Source organism: Neobacillus sp. PS2-9 (assembly GCF_030915525.1).
Classification (GTDB): Bacteria; Bacillota; Bacilli; order Bacillales; family Cytobacillaceae; genus Neobacillus.
Genome location: NZ_CP133269.1, coordinates 2,083,297 through 2,102,963, shown reverse-complemented (window position 1 = coordinate 2,102,963; position 19,667 = coordinate 2,083,297). Strand labels below are relative to the sequence as shown.

The window sequence follows — 19,667 nt, the reverse complement described above, 5'->3', positions numbered from 1 at the left end:
TAAGAGGGGGGCTATCCAAAAATTCATTTGAAAAAATTTTTTCTATGACAGAATGGCCCGATCGCTTGCCATTTGTGACCCACGAATTCTCTTAAACTCACTTAATAAGCTGTTGATTGTAAGATGCTTCTTATTTTCTTCGTTGACCTCAAGAATCACTTGACCTTTATCCATCATGATTAAACGGTTCCCCAGGTCAATAGCTTGCTGCATATTATGTGTGACCATAAGTGTAGTCAATTTGTATTTATCAACAATTTCCTTTGTCAGTGCGGTTATAAGCTCTGCCCTCGATGGGTCAAGAGCTGCAGTATGTTCATCTAATAACAGGATTGAAGGCTCTGTAAATGTAGCCATCAATAAGGATAGAGCCTGCCGTTCCCCACCCGACAATAAACCAACCTTTGCATTGAGACGATTTTCTAACCCTAGGTGCAAAGATTCCAGAACGTCACGAAAATATTCACGTCTTTTTTTGGTTACGCCCCACCTGAGCGTTCTCGTTTTATTTCTTGAATAAGCCATTGCCAAGTTTTCTTCAATGGTCATACTAGGAGCTGTTCCAGCCATAGGGTCCTGAAAGACACGGCCAATCATTTTTGAACGATTGAATTCAGACATATGTGTCACATTTTTACCACCAATATGAACTTCCCCGATATCCGGAAATAGTACACCCGAGATAATATTCATTAGTGTTGACTTACCTGCCCCATTACTACCAATCACTGTGACGAAATCCCCTGGTTCAAGAGTAAGGTTAATATGATCAATGGCAATTTTCTCATCTGGTGTTCCCTCATTAAAGATTTTATGAATCTGACTTAAGTGCAGCATGATTTTCCCCCTTTGCCACTGCGGAAGCCTGTACCATGTTTATTCTTTCGTTTCGTCTTATCGCTTTCCGCTTTCTCTCTCTAGAACCTTCTATAATTTTCGGTGTAGTTAATGCAATAATAACAATGAGTGCAGTAATTAGTTTCATATCGCCCGGATCTAAGAATTCAACTCGTAAAGCTAATGTAACCACTATTCGATATATAATGGATCCCCCAATAACGGCGAGTGTAGTTCTCGCAATCGTCTTTGTACCAAATAAAGCTTCACCGATTATTACCGATGCCAATCCAATGACAATCATTCCTATTCCCATACCAACATCCGCAAATCCACCTTGTTGTGCAATGAGTGCACCTGAGAACGCAACTAATGCATTTGATAAGCCTAATCCAAGAACAACAAGAAGGTTGGTATTGGCTGAAAGGCTTCGAATCATTCGTTTATTATCACCTGTTGCCCTTACAGCAAGCCCAATTTCTGTTTGTAAGAAAACATCGGTTAAGAACTTAATCAGCAAGGTAACAATAATCATAAAAATCAATATCCCCCATGTTTCTGGAAGACTGTCACCAAGACCTATCAGTGAAAGAATACTATTAAAAAAAGAATCAATTCCTGTCTTTTCAAATAAACTACTTATTTTTGTAAAAGCCGTATCCGTATTTAATAAAGGTATATTTGAACGACCCATGATTCTAAGGTTAATAGAGTAAAGAGCGATCATCATAAGGATACCTGAAAGCAGGTTATTAATTCTTCCAAATGTGTGTAGAAGGCCTGTCATACAGCCAGCTGCAAATCCGGCAAACAAAGCCATGATTGTCGCTAAAAATGGATTTGCCCCATTTGCGATCATGACAGCTGAAATCGCTGCTCCCGTTACAAAACTTCCATCCACTGTTAAATCAGGAAAATCTAAAATGCGAAAGGAAAGATAGACGCCCAGCGCCATAATCGCATAGATGATACCTGCCTCAAAAGATCCAAATATGGCTGTAAACATTGAAATCATCCCTTCTTTATGGCCATTTTTTTTACATAGGCTATGTTAAAGAACATTGTTGATTTTTTTACCCTGTTGATTGGAGCGGAAGGAGCGAAGACTCCTGTGGGAGTATGGTTCAGGAGAGACCCCTCAGGCGCTAGCGCCGAGGAGGCTCGCCGAAACACCCACGAACCGCTCGCTCCTGGAGCGGAAATCAACAGTCAAATTTAACAAAGCCTTTACATAAAAAAACACCATTACTTAACTATCCTATGTATAAATCAAGGAGAGAATTGCGAAATGTTCTCCTCCTTGAAATAGTTTTAATCTTATTTTCCGTCGTAAAACTCTCCAAGCTTCTTCCAATCATCTTTAACCTTTAATCCTTGTGCTTCAGCTGCAGACTTATTAATGACTAGTTTTAAGCTGCTTGGAAGTTGAACTGGGATTTCTGATGGCTTTTTCTTTCCAGATAAAATTTCAGCTGCCATTAAACCAGATTGATAGCCGAGATCAAAGTAACTAAAACCACTTGCAGCAACCGCTCCTTTTTTCATCGAATCCAGTTCACCTACGAACAATGGAATCTTTTTGCTATTTGCAATCGCTATAACAGAATCAAGGGCAGTAACAACTGTATTATCTGTTGGTATATAGATAGCATCCACTCGACCTACAAGAGATTCAGCGGCCTGTTTTACTTCAGCAGTCGTAGACACGGAAACTTCTACAAGTTTTGCTCCCTTCTCTTCTGCCAGCTTCTTCACTTCTTTAATCTGAACAACAGAATTTTGTTCTCCAGAGTTGTAGATGACTCCTACCTTTTTGGCTTTCACTTCTTCTGTAATAAAGTTAATTGTTTTTTTCGTTGCATCAGGATGATTGTCAGTTGTACCTGTAATATTTTTCCCTGGTTTATCGAATGCTTCAACTAATCCCGCTCCTACAGGGTCTGTAACAGAAGTGAAAATGATAGGAATTTCCTTCGTCGCATTCAATGCTGCTGTCGCACTTGGAGTAGCATTTGCAAATATTAAATCTACTTTGTCTCCAACAAAGTTATTGGCAATGGTTTGGGTGTTATTCATGTCTGCTTGTGCATTTTGTTCATCGAATGTAGCTTTTATCCCCTTGTCCTTTAATGCTTTTTTAAAGCCTTCTGTCGCAGCATCTAAAGATGGATGAGGCGCAAATTGTGTAATGCCAATTTTAAATTCTTTCTCTGCCCCACCCTTTCCTGTTTCTCCTGAAGATTCCTTACTGCCACAACCTGCTAACATCAGCATCCCTGCTAATGCAAAAGATAATGCTCGAGCTGTTTTCTTCATTTAGATCCCCCTTAATGTCGTTAAAATTAATTTTCTAAAAATTTTTTATATTAAAAATTATTCTAGTATTTTTTTTGGACAAAAGCAATAGAAATACAAAAAATATTTTTTCACTTTAAAGCGGCATACCAAGTTAGTGGAAGATTTTAATTTAAAGACTGTGTTAAAAAACAGTGTTGATTTTTACAACCTGTTGATTGGAGCAGAAGGCACGAAGACTCCTGTGGGAGTATGGTTCAGGGGAGACCCCGCAGGCGCAAGCGCCGAGGGGGCTCGCCGAAACACCCACGGAAAGCGAAGTGCCTGGAGCGGAAATAAACAGACAAGTTAAACAAATCCTAATTTAAAAACAAAAATGCCTTCTATCTAAATAGAAGGCTTTAGTGAATATATATAAGATTATGAGTGGAGAAACAAAAATATGTGTTTTACCAATCGCGAGTATTCTCAAGTAACTGATCTATCTCAACAGTGTTTACTTTATAACCATTTTTCTCAGATGTTAGACCCGAAGTAGCTTCTAGTAATTTGTCGATATCAATAATAACGATTCCCATATCTAACCTCCATGGAATTTTTGTTTTGAACCAATCGTTGGTTCCTTTACCAAACGATTCGTCCATTCTCTATTAAACATGGGGGTCGTTTTATAAAAAATCCAAACTCCATATTTATGAACAAGTCCTTTTTTTAAAGATTACTAGTAAGGTATGATAAATTTCACTATTTTTTCACAAAAAGGGGTTTACAATGGGATTTGGAATCAGACAAGTAGTTGGGGGACTTTTTGTTTGATATTCATATAACGGGAGGGGATTTTATGTACCAATCTATTGCGTGGTACGCTACATTATTTTTCGTATTCCTCTTAGCACTTGCATTTTCTTTTGTGTACGGGGAATCGAGAAAATTTAAAGAGTATGGACCAATTCAAGAAAAAGGCTACAAGATTCGTAAATTCTATTTTCTTGGGTTACTAGCTGTAATGGGTTTTGCTTCAGCGATATCACTAAGCAAACTTCCTTACCATGACCAGCATGCACATGCTGAAGCAAATGGTAAAGTTGTTGATGTGACAGGAATGCAGTTTAGCTGGATTTTAAGCAATGAGGACTTTGTAGTTGGAGAACCTATACAGTTTCGTGTGACTAGTAAAGATGTAACACATGGTTTTGGACTTTATGATAGAGACCTTAAGCTAATCGCACAAACACAGGCTATGCCAGATTATACCAATACTGTTTCGATTACATTTGAAAAGCCAGGAACATATAAAATTCTATGCTTAGAGTATTGCAGTACGGGTCATCATGTAATGATGAAGGATATCATTGTTAAACCGAAAGGAGGTAAATAAAATGGAGAATTCGTCTAGAAACTACATAAAAAAAGGCGTGTCGTTATCCTTACTTGTTACCTCTGTCGTACTGGTACTTATGATGTCTTTTGGCGTCATGATGTTATTAAATCAAGGAAATGTATTTAAAATCTCACCACAATTATTTTATAAAATTATGACCGTACACGGAACAGGAATGGTTGGTATTGCAGCTTTAGGTGGAAGCGCAATCATGTGGTATTTTTTATCAAAGTATATTCACTTAAATCATAAGGTGTTTTTTACAAACCTCATCTTATCTTTGATCGGTGTCGTAATGATTCTTACAGCCATTTTTGTCTTTAATTTTTCAGATGGTTGGACCTTTCTTTACCCACTTCCATCCTTTTCAGCGAAGATTAATGGAACAACTGGTGCATTACTATTTCTTTTTGGTCTTCTCATTTTAGGTGTTGGATATTTGGTCATGTATTTTTACTTAGCCGCTAGACTCATAAAAGAATTCGGAGGTTTAGGTAAATCACTTGGTTGGGATTATATTTTCAGAGAAAAAAAAGGATACGGGCCACCTGCTGCAGTGGTTGCGACAACAATGGTTATTATCGCCAATTCTACAGGCATTCTTGCAGGAGCTACTGCATTGGTAGAATCAATCTTAAATATTTTAAATCCTAATTTGACCTTTGATCCGATGTTAGCAAAGCATCTAACCTATGCATTCGGTCATATTTTTGCCAATTGCACAATCTATATGGCGGTTATTGCGGTCTATGAAATTTTATCAGAATATACAGGACGTCCGTGGAAATCAAATAAAGCCTTTTTGATTGCATGGAACTTCTCAACGTTATTCACGTTAATGATTTATACTCATCATTTATTAATGGACTTTGCAGTACCAAAGTGGATGTTGATCATCGGTCAAATTTTTTCATATGCAAATGGGTTACCGGTAATGGTTGTTACCGCATACGGCGCATTAATGATCATATTTCGTTCTGCGGTTAAATGGGATTTTGCATCAAGTATGATGTTTTTAGCTATGTTCGGTTGGGTAGCTGGTGCGGTTCCTGCCATTATTGACGCGACAATTGTTGTAAACCACGTTATGCATAATACTAAATGGGTTCCTGGACATTTCCATACGTACATGGGCATGGGTGTAGTTGCCATGATTTTCGGATTTATGTACTACTTTAATAAAACAGAAGGTACACAAAAGCAAACTGGGCTTGATAAATTTGCGATTTCAATTTACTTCTTATTCTTTACCGGAATTGCTGGCTCGTTTCTTTACGCAGGAAAAATAAGTGCCCCACGACGTTGGGCTGAACATTTGCCAGAATGGACCGGTTCAGACCAAGTGGGAGCCCTTTGTGGTATCTTTGTCATTGTAGCCTCAATTATTTTTACCATTAGATTTTTCAATGGATTAAAAACGGTTGGTAAGCAAACAGACATCAAAATTTCAAAAGCTGCCTCGTAAAAAAGTAGTAAAAAAGAGGCTGACTCATAAGGGGTCCGACACCACTGAAAAAACAATATCTAGACTAGATTTCACTTTGTTTTTTCTAGATATTGAATTGTGGGGTCTGACACCTTTGCTTTTGAGTCAGCCTCTTTTTATTGTCCTCAAGCAGATGGCTTCATTTCTCTTACATCAGAACGCGTATTAAAAAAGTATTTCATCATTGGTGGAGTAACTATAGTAGTTATTAGGACGACAATAACTAAGATTGCAAAAAGTTCTTGGTTAATTAACTTGGTTTCAAGCCCGATTGTCGCAATAATTAAGGCGACTTCTCCACGTGAGACCATTGCAGCTCCAATCCCAAGAGAGCTTCTCCAAGGGAATTTTGCCATTCTTGCTCCTACAGCCGCTCCAACCAATTTAGTTAAAATCGCTAGTACACTAAGCCCAATAATAAGACCTATGTGTTGAGTGATTCCATCAAAGCTTGCCTTTACGCCGATGGAAGTAAAGAAAACAGGTACGAAAATAGAATAGCCAATAGTCTCTACCTTTTCAAAAATTTCATGCTTGTAATCGGTCACGCTTATAGCTACTCCAGCAATATACGCTCCTATAATTGCCGCAACACCGGTTATTTCTGCTACATAGGCATACAAAAAGCAAATAATTAGTGCGGCTGAAATGAGGGATTCAGTTACCTTTAACGGAGCAAATTTCTTAAGGACCCAAGGAACAATCTTCCAAGCTACTAAAAAAGATCCTCCAAAGAATAGTACCTTTTTAATAATGACCATACTTAAGTTAACGTCTCCACCTGCCATGCTCATTAAAAACGCTAATGCGATAATGACAAGAACATCATCGATTACCGCGGCACCCAAAATGGTTATTCCTTCTTTCGACTGCATCTTATTTAACTCTTTAAGAGCTTGAACAGATATACTTACACTTGTAGCTGAGAGTAATAAGCCTAAAAACATGGCCTCAATGTTTGTCATATTCATTATGATTCCTGCTATATAACCTACAAATAAGGGTACAACTATCCCACTTACACCTACTAATGCCGAAGCTTTCCCAGATCGTTTGAACTCATTAACATCAGTCTCCAGTCCAGCTATAAACATTAATAAAATGACACCTATTTGACTTATTTCTTCTAACGTTTTTGTTTCTGAAACAAGTCCCAGCACAGCAGGACCTAAAACGATTCCAATCAACAGCTTACCTAAAACGGATGGCTGACCTAATTTTACACTAATGTCACCTGCTAATTTAGAGGCAAGTAGAATAATTGCTAATTCGAAAATTAATTCCATAATATCACCTTTCTTTTTTTAAAAATTAAAAAGAGTCTGTTTATTTTTAAACAGACTCTTTCCTTAAAACACAAAAAAGTCTGTCAAACCAAAGGACATAGATATCCCTTGGTGACAGACTCCTCCAAGTACAACAGTTATTTAATTAATTTCATTATATCAAACTTTTTCATATTAATCAACTTACTTAATCCCATTGCTTAATCTTATCAATTACCCTTTGCTTCAAGAAGGTAATAAAGGTTGATTCTCCTTTTTGAACTTTTTGTTTATGCCACTCATTAAAGCTTGCAATCGTTATTAATATTAGTCCGGTGATTAGTAAATAGAACCACCATGGCATGTTGCCCCAATACGGTCTTGTTTGGAGAAATACATTTAAAAGCAGTACTCCTGCTCCAACAAAGAAATATGATTTTATTTGTAGGAACATCCCAGCAATCATCGATAGTAAGGAAAGGGAACCAATAATGATGGCGTCATAAATTGTATTGCTAGCTAATCCATCCTGTATTAATAACATTGACACAATAATTAATACTGCCCATTGTAATATTTTCGACATCTCTGAATAGCGTCCTTTTAAAGTCTTTCGGATAAATATAACTAAAACAATAAAAGGAAGTACACGTACCTCTCGATCCCATAAAGGCGGAATATTTAATTCGTTTATTATTATATAATATGGTTGAAGTAAATATGTGCCCCCAAGAATTGACATCACATAGGAAACAGCTAAGGGGACTCTTCTCCTTTGCATCCATAGTGTTAGCGCAATTAGAAATCCAGGTAAAGCATCACTCCAAAAATATTGATTCTCCAAAAAGTACATACACCCAAAATATAAAAACGAAACGATTGTATAACCATCTAACTTTATTTCGTGAATCTTTTTACCATTTTCAAATAGCTTTTTATAGATCATATGACCACTTAAAGTCATGATTATTCCTAATACGCCTACTAGAAGCATTTTAAACCATTCATCCATTTCAGTAAGGAAAACAAATTCCACTGTTGCTACAAAAGCTAAAAATAGTGGTATGACGCCTAGAATATCCCACTGATTCTTGTGTAAATAAAACACGAGTAAGATTACATAGACACACGTTACTAGAAAAGGAACCAAGCCAAATGGGTAGGTCGAAAGCATACCTGTAACTCCAATAATGGAGAACGGGACGAAAAAATACATAGTACGCCTTTTATGTAGTTCATTGGTGAGAAGTATGAAAATGAAGATAATTCCGCTGGTAATAGGGAATTCATACAACCCATTATAGTGATTTAGAAAGGTGTTTAATCCCGTTGATACAACAACAAAGAAGGATAGGAAACACCCATAAAGAGATACTTTGATAACCCATTCCTTCGAAGCAGCTCTGGTACTTAGTGCGTATACCAAGGTAGCCACCATAAAACTGAAACTGGCATCAGATTGGTATGCAATCAAAGTAAAAGCAAGGGCTAATGGAAACAAAATATGCCCAGTCCAAGCAAACGCACTTGCTAAGTTCCGGTCCTTTATTCTGTAAAGAAAGGCAATGAACAACAGGAGGACTGAACTGATTGACGGAATTAAAGAATCGACAACTCTAGCAAATGGAATAGTTGCATTTATGGCTTGAATAATTGAAAAATAAGCTAGTAATGTTGTCAAACTAATTGTATATGGAATCCAGTTTGTACGAACTTTTTTATATAGATAGCCGTACATTCCAATTCCCGCTACTAATACTAGAGGCTGCACCCATAGTTCATTAATAGGATTCATTAATGAATGAAAAATGGCGATGGTATAAAGGACTGGTGCAACGTAAAGAGATCTTATGTTTATTTCTATTTCACCTATTCTATTCCACACAAATCTGGACCATAAGACAAGAAAGGCACCAGCAGCAAAATTAACTGCATAACCGTATTCTTCATAATAAACAGTAGAGTTAGAACATAACTCCTCCCCAAAAGCAACAACTGACAAACCAAGTGAGGATGGTAATATCCATACAGATAGTCCCTGTAATACTATTCTTTTTTCCTTTTTATACAGGAGATAGGTAGCTACCACTAACAGGAGGAGAATAACCCCTAATTCCCACCAGAAAAAGAAAGTGACTGCGGCCAATATGGACACCCCCATAATGGCTAACCCCACATCTCTAGAAGCAATTTGGATGATTGTTAAGTACTTAGATAATGGTGCAATCCCAAATACCGTCAATAAAATAAAGCCTGTAAGTGAAAGAGCTAACGAAAAGTTGATCATGTAAAATGATTGAGCGCAATATGAAATAGCCTCGTAAATACCCGTTGCAACAAAGACTGAACTTAAATAAGGAAATAGCCATCTTGGATTATTGTAGGAAAGATAAGCAAAATTGACTGCAATGATAAAATACGCGAGCATAAGTACAATAGAAGGCTCTCCAGCTCTAAGTAGCATTCCTTCTAAACTAATATAAATAAAGGCAAACCCTGATATCACTGCACTTGTATAATGAAAGACTGTTTCTAACTTAAATTTCCCATCAAGAGCCTTTGGAACAAAAATTATACCAAGACCAATTAAAGCGTAGAAAATCTCTCCAAAATAGTCAAGGAAGCTATGTTCAATCAACTGATATGCACCATAAACAATTAGTACACTGAAAATAAAATGATATTCCTTTTTTCCACTGACATACATCATTGATAAATAAATGATTGCTGTCAGGAATAGATTGAAGCTATAAACAACTTCATTATTAAAGAAAAAAAGCATAAAAAGTGTACAAAGAACGAGATTAACCTGTACATATGGAACAAATTCTTTTGTAAATAATCTTAAGGATTCTGTTTTCTTTATCCGATGGTATACAAGTATAAGGACAGCATTAAAAATCATCATACCAAAATAGAAAAAATCAATTTCTAACTTGCCACCTGCTAATAAAAATGCCACCCCAGCAGAAAATGATACATATATGAACCATACAAACAATCTTGAGCCTAGTTTCCTTGCGAAAAGTATGTAAATAATAATAGGCAAAAAACTTCCGAGCATTCCGAGAAGATATCGCCCTTCCCCATAAATGGATAAATAGGACCCTAAAAGGCCGAACCATCCCAAAGACAGAATAAATATTGGTAAGAACAAGCTACCTAAGACAATAAAGGCAAAGGCCGTTTTATTTATATGTAAGATTCGTTTCGCTAAGAAAGCAATCCCATAAAAAACTAGCGCAACAATAGCGATCGACCCACTCTTCATAAAGCTTGTCATTGACTCCCAATTACTCGTTGCGACAAACAAGCCTCCGATTAACAAGAAGATTACTCCTAAATTTAATGACCAGGTAATATTCCTTTCACGAATCTCTTCTGGTGTTAGTGATTTTTTCACTTTTGGTGGTTTTGCTGGTACCTTTTGTTGAATAGGTGTACTTATTTCCGATACTTGCTGACTAGCCTCTGATTCTAACAAATCCAAATGATATTGATGATGGGCTTTCGCCACAGTTCCCACGATATCATCTGATAAATAACCCTCATCTTTTAAAGTGAATAGCTCTTGTCTAAATATTTTTCTTTTTTCATCTCTTTTAATAGGCTCCAATTGATTCCCCCCCATTTAAACCTCCCTATAAACAACTTTAGCATATAGGAATCCCTAATTTTTCCTTTAGTGTAATTTTACACTACTCATCGAATATTTTCCAATATATTCTCAAAAAATAAAATGTACCGTCAAATATTAAAAAGGTTTTACCTTTAACCAATAAATCTGTATGATTAAAAATATGTGAATTAACTAATGGAGGAATTGCATGCTTACATTTAATGAAAAATTAGCTATTATCGAATCTTTCCCTGAATTAGAAAGAAAGAACGTTTCTTTAGGAAGAATCAATTTTCAGTACCTAAATAGTATTTCTGATAAGAAGAATATTGTTTATCATTTACATCCAAATGGGAATGGCTTTATATATGCAGGACATTTAGATCAATATGATACAGATGAAAAAGGTTTGGTCAATATTCGTGATTTTACAAGTGATCAACTGCGCGAGATTTTAAAGGATTCTATACAAATGTTATCACCCAATGAAAAAATTGAATTTGAGGAAGCAATCATAGGAGATTCGAAAGACGAAGAACGCTGGGTAGATAGTGAAAACAATCAACTAATAGTGATAAATGAAAATGATGCCTGGAATATTTACTTTGGGTTGAATCTTTATAATAGCTTCGATACCTATGAGGAAGCGGTAGAATTTTTGAAGGAAGAAGGATTTTCACGTAAGGGCTAAAACAATGAACAAAGGTCTGTGCTTGGACATTTTAAGCACAGACCTTTTTTATTCGTATTCCTTATCAATCATTTGATCTAAACGAAGAATACTTTGTTTCGCTCGTTCGTAATCAATTGTTCGATAATGATGGAGACCTCCTTCTTCTTCATCCTTTTCGTCTGCCCATTTTACAATCTGCTGAAGTGGGGTTCGCACAATATCGTTTGAAGGCAAAAAGGAGTCAGTATGGAATAGTATGGAAAGTGCAACGGCTTTCGCTTTAATCGGGTTTTCACCAAGCCGAATCAAAAGCTTATGTGCTCTTTCTGCCCCCTTAATGGCATGAATATCATTTTGTTTATACAAATCATAATCCCATTTTCCATTTTTATACCAAGTGTAATGTCCCATATCATGGAGTAGTCCTGCTTTTACAGCAATATCCACATCCTGTTGATGCTCCTTTGCTAAATGGAAAGCATGATAGGCAACAGCAATTGCATGGGCAAGCCCAGAACGATTCAAATATTTTTGGGCGATATGATGGTTAAATATATTTAATAAGGTGACGTCTCTCATACGTTCCCTCCTTACTTTTGTAATATAGTATATTTTATTTAGTATATGAGAATCAACAATTCCTTGTTAATTTTATGGCTTTGTTAAAATTGTCTGTTGATTTCCGCTCCAGGCTCTAATCAACAGGGTATAAATATCAACACTGTTCTTTAACACAGCCAATTTTATAAAAAAAGAGAGAAGAATAAGATCTTCTCTCTTAGGTTAATTATTTTCAGTTGTTTTTACCGTTTTGCTTCCTTTTGGCCCTAAATATTCGTAGTCATTAGGATTAATTGGTGTGTAGCCTTGTGGTTTATAGAAGCGTAAAAGGTCTTTATAAACAATTTCATCGGACATTTGAAGTTCTGTATTCACTTTTTCACCAATGGCCTTACAAGCATCATTTTTATCTAACAGGTCACCTGTTTCAAATGAATAACACTTTTCATTGATTTGAATGGCATCTGATGAAACAAAGTCACCATTTCTAAATGTAGCCCAATTGCGGTGTTCTGTCGATAATAAATCAGAACCAAACTCCATGTAATCCTTGGTATCTATACCTAGTAAATGAAGAAGAGTTGGACGAACGTCAACTTCACCACCGATTTGCTTTTGAACTCCACCTTTTACACCCGGAACATGAATAAACAATGGTACCCGCTGTAATTTCGCATTTATAGCTGGAGTAATTTCGTCGACTCCCAGTACTTTTGCCATCGCATCATTGTGGTTTTCAGAAATACCGTAGTGGTCTCCATACATAACGATTACGGTATTATCATATAGACCAGATGCTTTTAAATCATTAAAGAATTGCTCAAAGGATTGGTCCATATAATGCGCAGATTGGAAATATTGATTAACAACTGTATCTCCGTAATCTCCTGACGGGAAGTCAGTATCTTCCGGATCCATTTCAAATGGGAAATGGTTTGATAATGAGATAAACTTTGTGTAAAACGGCTGTTTCATATTTTCAAGAATTGGCATCGATTCCTTGAAGAAAGGCTTATCTTTCATCCCATAATTCTTGGTATTTTCATCTGACATACTATAGTACTCTGCATCGTAGAATTGATCATATCCTAACGCTTTATACATGACATTTCGATTCCAGAATGTTTTATAATTACCGTGGAATACAGCTGAATTATAACCATATCCTTTTAAAATAGCAGGAGCGGCCTGAAAAGTATTCTGAGCTTTATTAACAAACACTGCCCCTTGAGCCATTGGATATAAAGAGTTTTCCATCAGGAATTCCGCATCTGATGTTTTACCCTGACCTGTTTGATGGAAGAAGTTTTCAAAGTAAAAAGTATTGTTATCATGCGCTAACGAGTTCAAGAACGGTGTAACTTCCTGACCATCAGGCATTTTGTAATCAATCATAAAGCTTTGGAATGACTCCATTGAAATATATATAACGTTCATTCCTTTTGCCTTACCAAAATAAGCTGGATTTGGAGCTGCATAATTTGCTTTTCGGTAGTTCTCCACCTCAGTAATATCACTGCTGTCTGCTAATGCACGCTGAGATGATGACTTAATGTTTTGAATCACGTCATATATGGTAAAGTTATATGCACCTAAATATTTAACTAAATAGTTGCGGTCAAAAGATCTTGTAAGTAGCTGCGGACGATCCTTTTCAGCTAATCCAAGATTAAATAAGAATGTAGTGATTGAAAATAATAGAACAATCTTAAATGACTTTCTGTTTGAAACTGTAACTTTTTTGAAAACTGTTAATGCAAGAGCAATCAAGATAAACATATCTGTAAAATAAAACACATCAAATGGGGACATTAACGACAGTGCACTATCACCAAGCTGTCCAGCATTTGTTTTAGTTTGCATTAACACAGGTACTGTTATGAAGTCATTAAAAAAACGATAATATGCAATATTTGCATATAACAAGAAGGACAAAAGGAAGTTTGTGATAATCATGACAAGCTTTGTCCTTTTCTTAAATAACAGTGCAATCCCAAAGAAGAAAAGCGCCGAACTAAGTGGGTTTATTAGTAATAAAAATTTCTGTAGGCTATTATCAATTCCTAGGTTAAATTCAATTTGATAAGCTGCATAAGTTTTAATCCAAAATAATACTACAGCAATAGCAAAAAATGTAATATGGCTATTTTTTAATTTTAAAGGCAGTCTTATTTTATTCATTTCTCTACTCTCCTCTCACTTACCAATCATGCTCCGGTAAACGAACCTCAATTACTATATCATACTTTCTATAAAAATAAAAACATAAATTATGCCATTTTATGTATTTATTAACGCATTATTTACGCCATTATTTTTACGATTTCGACATTTTCAATCTTACATCCTCGGATTAAACCCTTTATTTGATTTTCCCTTTTATCTTTATGTTAGTCTCATGTTGGACATGACTCTTTTTCATTTATCATCTATATATGACGAATGAAACTGTTAAAGGTTTCACAATTTTTTCGTTTTCTTTAAAACAGATTCTTCATTTGCACGATTAAGAGGAATCATTTCTACATATAATAAACCTCAAACGGTTGTGTAAGCAATATGAATTTAGACTTATCTTTTTAGGGGGATTGAAACATGCCTAGAATTAGGCCTGAATTTACAAAAAGTCCTTATTTTGTGGATGAACCGGGAAATTGGCATTTAAAACCGGGGGCTCCAAAGGCACTGAAAGTGGAATTTGAGAATTATTTGTCCAGTTTAGAGGATGTGGATGAACCTGGAACAATAAATGGAGTTCAAATTGATTATCCTTTTTATCATTAATAATTCTTTAAAACGAGAGTCTATTACAGTCCACTTTATATAATAGAAGAAAGCGGTTAAAACACCTAAAAAATCTAATTTTTTATATTAAATGACTAAATATAGGAGTGAATTCAATGAATGTTAATCGCGTAAAACAAATATTATCATCCACTAAAGATATTGATGTTAAATATAATGGTGCCTCCGTCTGGATTGATCAATTAAATGAAGACGGGAGAACTGCTACGGTCCACCTAAGAGGACCACTCGAAGAAAGGTCGACTGTTGAAATTGGAGAGTTAATAGAAGAATAGAGCCTAATGCCACCTGGTTTCAACCGGGTGGCATTTTTCATATTTGAATCTTATTAAAGATTTATGAACTTTTTCGTATACATATTGTCATATGAAATGAACTAGTTCTATTATTAAAATATGATTCAAAAGGAAGTTTATGGGAGTGTATGTCGGAATATGACAATTAATAAGCGATGGTTTACCATTATCCTCATTTACCTAATTCCCCTTTTCTTAGATCAAACCAATCAATCTGAGGAACTTATTTGGCTTATCTATATTTTCCCTTCTGTATGGCTAGCATTCTTTTACGGCTTAAAAGGCGGATTACATGCTGCATTATTTGGAACCTTGATTCATGGTATAAACGAGTTTGTTGAAATCGTTTACAAACATAATGTTTATTCAATGAAGGAGGTTTGGAGTTTAACCATACTTACCCTTGTTAATATCACGGTAGCGATTACCATTGGAAGGTTAGTTGATAAATTAAAATCTGAGCAACACTCCTTACAAAAAGTAATAGCTAAGATGGAGTATATGGCCTATCACGATTATTTAACAGGATTACCCAATCGATGGCATTTTGAGATGAATTTAAAAACTGCCTTAGAGAAGGCATCTAGGACAAATTCATTAGTTGCTGTCCTTTTTCTCGACTTGGACAGGTTCAAGTTAATAAATGATAGTTTAGGGCACGCTGTAGGAGATCAATTATTAAAGGACGTTTCAAAGAGGATTCAACTCACAATAAAAGAAGAGGATTGTCTTGCGCGACAAGGTGGAGACGAATTCATTTTATTTTTAACGGGTTCCTCCACTAAAAAAGAGATTGAATCTATTGTATCCGCCATCCATCAGTCCATACAATTGCCTTTTAAAATTGGGAGGCAGGAATATTTTATTTCGTCAAGTATTGGAATAAGTATATATCCAACTAACGGGTCTGTATGGGAAGATTTAATTAAACAGGCAGACATTGCTATGTATACAGCTAAAGAAAATGGCGGTAATGGCTATCAATGGTATAACAGTGACATGCAACAAGAAATCCATGATATGGTTAAAATCGAAACGCAACTTAGGAAGGCATTAAAACAAAACGAATTCACTTTAAACTATCAGCCCTTGGTTGATATTAAAAATGGAAGGATCTTTGGATTTGAAGCACTCATTCGATGGAACAATGCTGATTTAGGTATGATTCCACCCTCAGAATTCATCTCTCTCGCTGAAGAAATAGGTATGATTAGTCAGCTTGGTGAATGGGTGTTAAAAGAAGCATGTATAAAAGCAAAAACCTTTTCTAAAATATGCCGGGAACCTATTCAAATTGCTGTAAATATCTCTTCCAAACAATTTCAAGAAGAAAACTTTGTAGAAATTGTTCAGCATGTACTATCAGAAACAAAACTTCCCCCTTTCCAGCTTGAACTTGAGATAACTGAAAGTGTTTCTATGGATAATATGGACACGGTAATTACTAAACTTAATTCATTAAAAGAAATGGGTATTAGTATTTCCATTGATGATTTTGGTACGGGATATTCTTCTATCAGTTATTTAAAATATCTTCCTGTTAATACATTAAAGATAGACCGTTCCTTTGTACAAAATATGTTAAATAACACAAAAGACAGGGCATTAGTGGAAAGTGTCATCTCTCTTGCAAAAAGCTTCGGTTTTAATGTAATCGCAGAGGGTGTTGAGACAGAAGAACAATTAGAGTTATTAAAATCCTTCGATTGTGGTTATGCACAAGGATATTTATTCTCTGCGCCACTACCGATGAAGGATTTATATAGACTATTTGAAGAAAACAAGAAAAAAGTTAGTGCCATTGAATATGTATCCTAGACTTGTATAATAACCAGCCGCTGGAAGAACGGCTGGTTTTATTACTAATCGACAGTACTGTATTTTGCTAGTAATTGAATTGTTGCATCGTCCATAGGCGGATTATGAAGTCCTGCTCTAACATCACGGTAATACCTTTGTAACGGATTACTGATTGACAAGCTTCTTGCACCGACTATTCTCATAGCTAAATCAACCACTGAAATAGCTGTATTAGTAACAGTTAATTTGGCAGCTCCTAATGCTGGACCTAACTTGCTCCTTTCCGCTTCATTTGAAAGATCCCATTGTTTAGCTACTCCATATAGAAAATATTCTGCTTGCATCAACTTTAATTCTATTTCACCTATTTTTTGTTGTATGTTTGGTAATTCTATAATTGCTCCAGTGATACTATTTGGGGTATAATTTTTTGCAAATTCAATCGCATAACGCTTGGCTGCTTTGGCGATGCCAAGGTAACAGGCAGGGATATGGAGCAGCCACCCGTTTGCCCTCTTCCCTTCCATGACCAATGTTTCCACAAGAAACTCTTTTGGTACAATTACATCTTCAAGAATTAAATCATGACTTCCTGTTCCCCTAAGGGAAATACTGTCCCACGTTTCATCAATACTTACTCCTTTTGTACCTCGGGGGATTAGAAAATTTCCTATGTCATCGGAATCATTTATGGTAGCAGAAACTATAAAATAATCAAGAACAGGCGACATGGTGGTAAAAGTTTTTCTTCCATTAATGACCCAGTTTTGATCTCTTTTTACTGCCCTAGTTTCTGGTTTACCACCTCGAGTCGGACTCCCTGTATTTGGTTCAGTTGCAGCGCTATTTATTAAAGCACCACTTTTTACACGTTCACAAAGATATTTAAACATGCTCTCGTTCCATGAGTTCTTTTCATGTAGATTAAATATAATCCCCATGTGCCATCCGATGGAAAGTGCTGTGGCACCGTCACCCTCTGCTATTATTTCCTGTAAGCGAATAAATTCATAAAGAGATATTTCCTTTCCTTCATATTTAGTTGGAATTGTTAGAGTTGTGTAGCCCACATCTTTTAATTCCTGAATGTTTTCAAATGGAAAACTTCCTTCTACATCCACCTGATGCGCCCTTGTTAGAAAATTTTTCGAAAGATTTCTCATGAGCTCCAATCGCTTTTCCATGGTCTCAACCGCTCGAAAGTCCACGTCATTCCCTCCCAAATCTATTTTAAAAAGTATATATTAATATTTACATTACCATAAAATTCTCGTTAGGCTGTTTGAAAGCTACAAAAAAATAAAAAAGCAATCTAGTGAATGCTTTTTTTAGGAAATATATATATGTTTGTCACATAATTCTTTTTCCTCTATCATTACTTCCTCCATTAGTTTTTTTATCTTTTTTAATGCACGATGTTGAGTGGTCTTCACTTTGCTCTCTGACCATTCGAGTGCTACAGCAGTTTCACTAATGGACATTGAATGAATATATCTTAAAATTAATACCAATCGATAATCAATAGAACATTTATCTAAACAAGAATAAAGGATATGGATTTGTTCATTTTGAAGGGAAATTTCTTCAGGTAATGGTGATAAATCTTTAAATTCATTTTTATCCCAATCAAACGTACTAATAATTCTTTTTTTCCAGCCTAAATTCTTGCGAAAGGAATCAATGGCAACATGCCGGGCAATAGAGAATAGCCAAGTTTTTTCACTGCTCTTGCCTTGGAAAGTCCCATATGATTTAAATATTCGTATATATACTTCCTGTATAAGGTCTTCAGCTTGCTCACGGCTATTAACTAAATAATATAGAAAAGAAAATAGGTCCTGATGATATTTTTCATAGAGCTCCTCAAATTGACCTGGCAAAAGATTCGCCCCCTTTCAATGGATAAGGCGAAATTTGGCCATTAAAAGTTACACTCCAGGGATAATTTTATTATTTATCAATGTTTTTTAAAAAAAGATCATTCTAGATTTGCAAATTTTTCTAAGTCACGGTTTTCTCCTATTACTACTAATACATCGCCATGATTTATGATTTTATCTGGTGATGGTGATATATTAATCTCATCTTCATGTCTGATAGCTATTACACTTAAATTAAACCTAGCCCTTAAGTCAAGCTCTCTTAATGTTTTTTCAATCATGTATTCAGGTATTTTCACTTCTTCCACACTATAGTTTTTAGAAATTTCAATGAAATTTAGCACTTTGGGTGAAAGTAACTGGTGGGCAACTCGCATCCCCATATCCCTCTCAGGAAATACAACCCAATCGGCCCCTACCTTATCTAAAACCTGTCCATGAAGCTTATTTAAGGCTTTAGCAATTACCCTTTTCACTCCCAGTTCCTTTAAAAGTAAAACAGTGAGAATGCTTGCTTGTATATCGTTTCCTATAGCCACAACGACGGTATCAAAATTTCGTATACCGATAGATTTTAATGCTTCTGCATCTGTTGAGTCCGCAATAACAGCATGCGTAACAAAAGAATGCGAATCTTCCACTCGTTCCTCATTTACATCCACACCTAACACTTCTTGTCCAGATTCAAATAACTTTTGAGCAATACTGATACCAAATCTACCTAGACCAATAACCGCGTATTGATTAGCCATTTTCAAGTCCCTCCTTG

The 19,667-nt window shown here is 35.8% G+C and carries 17 protein-coding genes; 6 read left to right on the top strand and 11 right to left on the bottom strand.

Annotation, left to right across the window (positions count from 1 at the left end; translation table 11 throughout):
• Positions 1–42: 42 nt before the first annotated feature.
• The 4 genes from RCG25_RS10550 to RCG25_RS10535 form a co-directional block, all read right to left on the bottom strand.
• The gene (locus tag RCG25_RS10550) at positions 43–837 is read right to left on the bottom strand and encodes an ABC transporter ATP-binding protein (protein WP_308083620.1); all 795 of its coding nucleotides are present in this window, start codon (positions 835–837) and stop codon (positions 43–45) included.
• Positions 812–1,843 carry an ABC transporter permease gene (locus RCG25_RS10545; protein WP_308083619.1) on the bottom strand — a complete coding sequence of 344 codons (1,032 nt, stop codon included), beginning with the start codon at positions 1,841–1,843 and terminating at the stop codon, positions 812–814. Before RCG25_RS10545 ends, RCG25_RS10550 begins: the two co-directional genes overlap by 26 nt.
• 311 nt (positions 1,844–2,154) lie before the next feature.
• Positions 2,155–3,153 carry an ABC transporter substrate-binding protein gene (locus RCG25_RS10540; RefSeq protein WP_308083618.1) on the bottom strand — a complete coding sequence of 333 codons (999 nt, stop codon included), beginning with the start codon at positions 3,151–3,153 and terminating at the stop codon, positions 2,155–2,157.
• A gap of 428 nt (positions 3,154–3,581) precedes the next feature.
• Entirely contained in the window at positions 3,582–3,710 is a 129-nt protein-coding gene (locus RCG25_RS10535; protein WP_308083617.1) for a hypothetical protein, read from the bottom strand.
• A gap of 263 nt (positions 3,711–3,973) precedes the next feature.
• On the opposite strand from RCG25_RS10535, the gene RCG25_RS10530 reads away from it, so the two are divergent.
• Both RCG25_RS10530 and RCG25_RS10525 read left to right on the top strand, forming a co-directional pair.
• Positions 3,974–4,510: a cupredoxin domain-containing protein gene (locus tag RCG25_RS10530; RefSeq protein ID WP_308083616.1), complete on the top strand. Its 537-nt coding sequence runs from the start codon at positions 3,974–3,976 to the stop codon at positions 4,508–4,510.
• Between the two features lies 1 nt (position 4,511).
• Positions 4,512–5,978 carry a cbb3-type cytochrome c oxidase subunit I gene (locus RCG25_RS10525; RefSeq protein WP_308083615.1) on the top strand — a complete coding sequence of 489 codons (1,467 nt, stop codon included), beginning with the start codon at positions 4,512–4,514 and terminating at the stop codon, positions 5,976–5,978.
• 146 nt (positions 5,979–6,124) lie between these two features.
• On the opposite strand, the gene RCG25_RS10520 is transcribed toward RCG25_RS10525, so the two are convergent.
• On the bottom strand, positions 6,125–7,285 hold the full coding sequence (locus tag RCG25_RS10520) for a cation:proton antiporter (RefSeq protein WP_308083614.1): 1,161 nt from the start codon (positions 7,283–7,285) through the stop codon (positions 6,125–6,127).
• Between the two features lie 187 nt (positions 7,286–7,472).
• On the bottom strand, positions 7,473–10,880 hold the full coding sequence (locus RCG25_RS10515) for a hypothetical protein (protein ID WP_308083613.1): 3,408 nt from the start codon (positions 10,878–10,880) through the stop codon (positions 7,473–7,475).
• A gap of 211 nt (positions 10,881–11,091) precedes the next feature.
• On the opposite strand from RCG25_RS10515, the gene RCG25_RS10510 reads away from it, so the two are divergent.
• Positions 11,092–11,574: a hypothetical protein gene (locus RCG25_RS10510; RefSeq protein WP_308083612.1), complete on the top strand. Its 483-nt coding sequence runs from the start codon at positions 11,092–11,094 to the stop codon at positions 11,572–11,574.
• A gap of 48 nt (positions 11,575–11,622) precedes the next feature.
• On the opposite strand, the gene RCG25_RS10505 is transcribed toward RCG25_RS10510, so the two are convergent.
• Positions 11,623–12,135, bottom strand: coding sequence for an HD domain-containing protein (locus RCG25_RS10505; protein ID WP_308083611.1), 513 nt, complete (start codon positions 12,133–12,135; stop codon positions 11,623–11,625).
• A 204-nt stretch (positions 12,136–12,339) separates the two neighbouring features.
• Complete coding sequence (locus RCG25_RS10500; protein ID WP_308083610.1) at positions 12,340–14,298, bottom strand: lipoteichoic acid synthase; 1,959 nt, start codon at positions 14,296–14,298, stop codon at positions 12,340–12,342.
• 414 nt (positions 14,299–14,712) lie between these two features.
• Here RCG25_RS10500 and RCG25_RS10495 point away from each other — a divergent pair, with 414 nt between their 5' ends.
• From RCG25_RS10495 to RCG25_RS10485, 3 genes are all read left to right on the top strand, one after another.
• Positions 14,713–14,901, top strand: a complete 189-nt coding sequence (locus RCG25_RS10495) for a hypothetical protein (protein WP_308083609.1) — start codon at positions 14,713–14,715, stop codon at positions 14,899–14,901.
• A 116-nt stretch (positions 14,902–15,017) separates the two neighbouring features.
• A complete protein-coding gene (locus RCG25_RS10490) occupies positions 15,018–15,197 on the top strand; it encodes a small, acid-soluble spore protein, H family (protein ID WP_308083608.1) in 180 nt (59 codons plus the stop codon).
• Between the two features lie 159 nt (positions 15,198–15,356).
• A complete protein-coding gene (locus tag RCG25_RS10485; RefSeq protein WP_308083607.1) occupies positions 15,357–17,036 on the top strand; it encodes a putative bifunctional diguanylate cyclase/phosphodiesterase in 1,680 nt (559 codons plus the stop codon).
• A gap of 44 nt (positions 17,037–17,080) precedes the next feature.
• On the opposite strand, the gene RCG25_RS10480 is transcribed toward RCG25_RS10485, so the two are convergent.
• The 3 genes from RCG25_RS10480 to RCG25_RS10470 form a co-directional block, all read right to left on the bottom strand.
• The gene (locus tag RCG25_RS10480; RefSeq protein ID WP_374121071.1) at positions 17,081–18,202 is read right to left on the bottom strand and encodes an acyl-CoA dehydrogenase family protein; all 1,122 of its coding nucleotides are present in this window, start codon (positions 18,200–18,202) and stop codon (positions 17,081–17,083) included.
• A 144-nt stretch (positions 18,203–18,346) separates the two neighbouring features.
• Positions 18,347–18,898, bottom strand: a complete 552-nt coding sequence (gene sigX, locus RCG25_RS10475) for an RNA polymerase sigma factor SigX (protein ID WP_308083605.1) — start codon at positions 18,896–18,898, stop codon at positions 18,347–18,349.
• A 98-nt stretch (positions 18,899–18,996) separates the two neighbouring features.
• Complete coding sequence (locus RCG25_RS10470) at positions 18,997–19,650, bottom strand: potassium channel family protein (protein ID WP_308083604.1); 654 nt, start codon at positions 19,648–19,650, stop codon at positions 18,997–18,999.
• Positions 19,651–19,667 lie beyond the last annotated feature (17 nt).

What these genes read in the sequence shown, in the direction of transcription:
- RCG25_RS10550 (WP_308083620.1), bottom strand. Translation starts at nt 837, where the DNA reads ATGCTGCACTTAAGTCAGATTCATAAAATCTTTAATGAGGGAACACCA.
- RCG25_RS10545 (WP_308083619.1), bottom strand. Translation starts at nt 1,843, where the DNA reads ATGTTTACAGCCATATTTGGATCTTTTGAGGCAGGTATCATCTATGCG.
- RCG25_RS10540 (WP_308083618.1), bottom strand. Translation starts at nt 3,153, where the DNA reads ATGAAGAAAACAGCTCGAGCATTATCTTTTGCATTAGCAGGGATGCTG.
- RCG25_RS10535 (WP_308083617.1), bottom strand. Translation starts at nt 3,710, where the DNA reads ATGGGAATCGTTATTATTGATATCGACAAATTACTAGAAGCTACTTCG.
- RCG25_RS10530 (WP_308083616.1), top strand. Translation starts at nt 3,974, where the DNA reads ATGTACCAATCTATTGCGTGGTACGCTACATTATTTTTCGTATTCCTC.
- RCG25_RS10525 (WP_308083615.1), top strand. Translation starts at nt 4,512, where the DNA reads ATGGAGAATTCGTCTAGAAACTACATAAAAAAAGGCGTGTCGTTATCC.
- RCG25_RS10520 (WP_308083614.1), bottom strand. Translation starts at nt 7,285, where the DNA reads ATGGAATTAATTTTCGAATTAGCAATTATTCTACTTGCCTCTAAATTA.
- RCG25_RS10510 (WP_308083612.1), top strand. Translation starts at nt 11,092, where the DNA reads ATGCTTACATTTAATGAAAAATTAGCTATTATCGAATCTTTCCCTGAA.
- RCG25_RS10505 (WP_308083611.1), bottom strand. Translation starts at nt 12,135, where the DNA reads ATGAGAGACGTCACCTTATTAAATATATTTAACCATCATATCGCCCAA.
- RCG25_RS10500 (WP_308083610.1), bottom strand. Translation starts at nt 14,298, where the DNA reads ATGAATAAAATAAGACTGCCTTTAAAATTAAAAAATAGCCATATTACA.
- RCG25_RS10495 (WP_308083609.1), top strand. Translation starts at nt 14,713, where the DNA reads ATGCCTAGAATTAGGCCTGAATTTACAAAAAGTCCTTATTTTGTGGAT.
- RCG25_RS10490 (WP_308083608.1), top strand. Translation starts at nt 15,018, where the DNA reads ATGAATGTTAATCGCGTAAAACAAATATTATCATCCACTAAAGATATT.
- RCG25_RS10485 (WP_308083607.1), top strand. Translation starts at nt 15,357, where the DNA reads ATGACAATTAATAAGCGATGGTTTACCATTATCCTCATTTACCTAATT.
- RCG25_RS10480 (WP_374121071.1), bottom strand. Translation starts at nt 18,202, where the DNA reads ATGGAAAAGCGATTGGAGCTCATGAGAAATCTTTCGAAAAATTTTCTA.
- RCG25_RS10470 (WP_308083604.1), bottom strand. Translation starts at nt 19,650, where the DNA reads ATGGCTAATCAATACGCGGTTATTGGTCTAGGTAGATTTGGTATCAGT.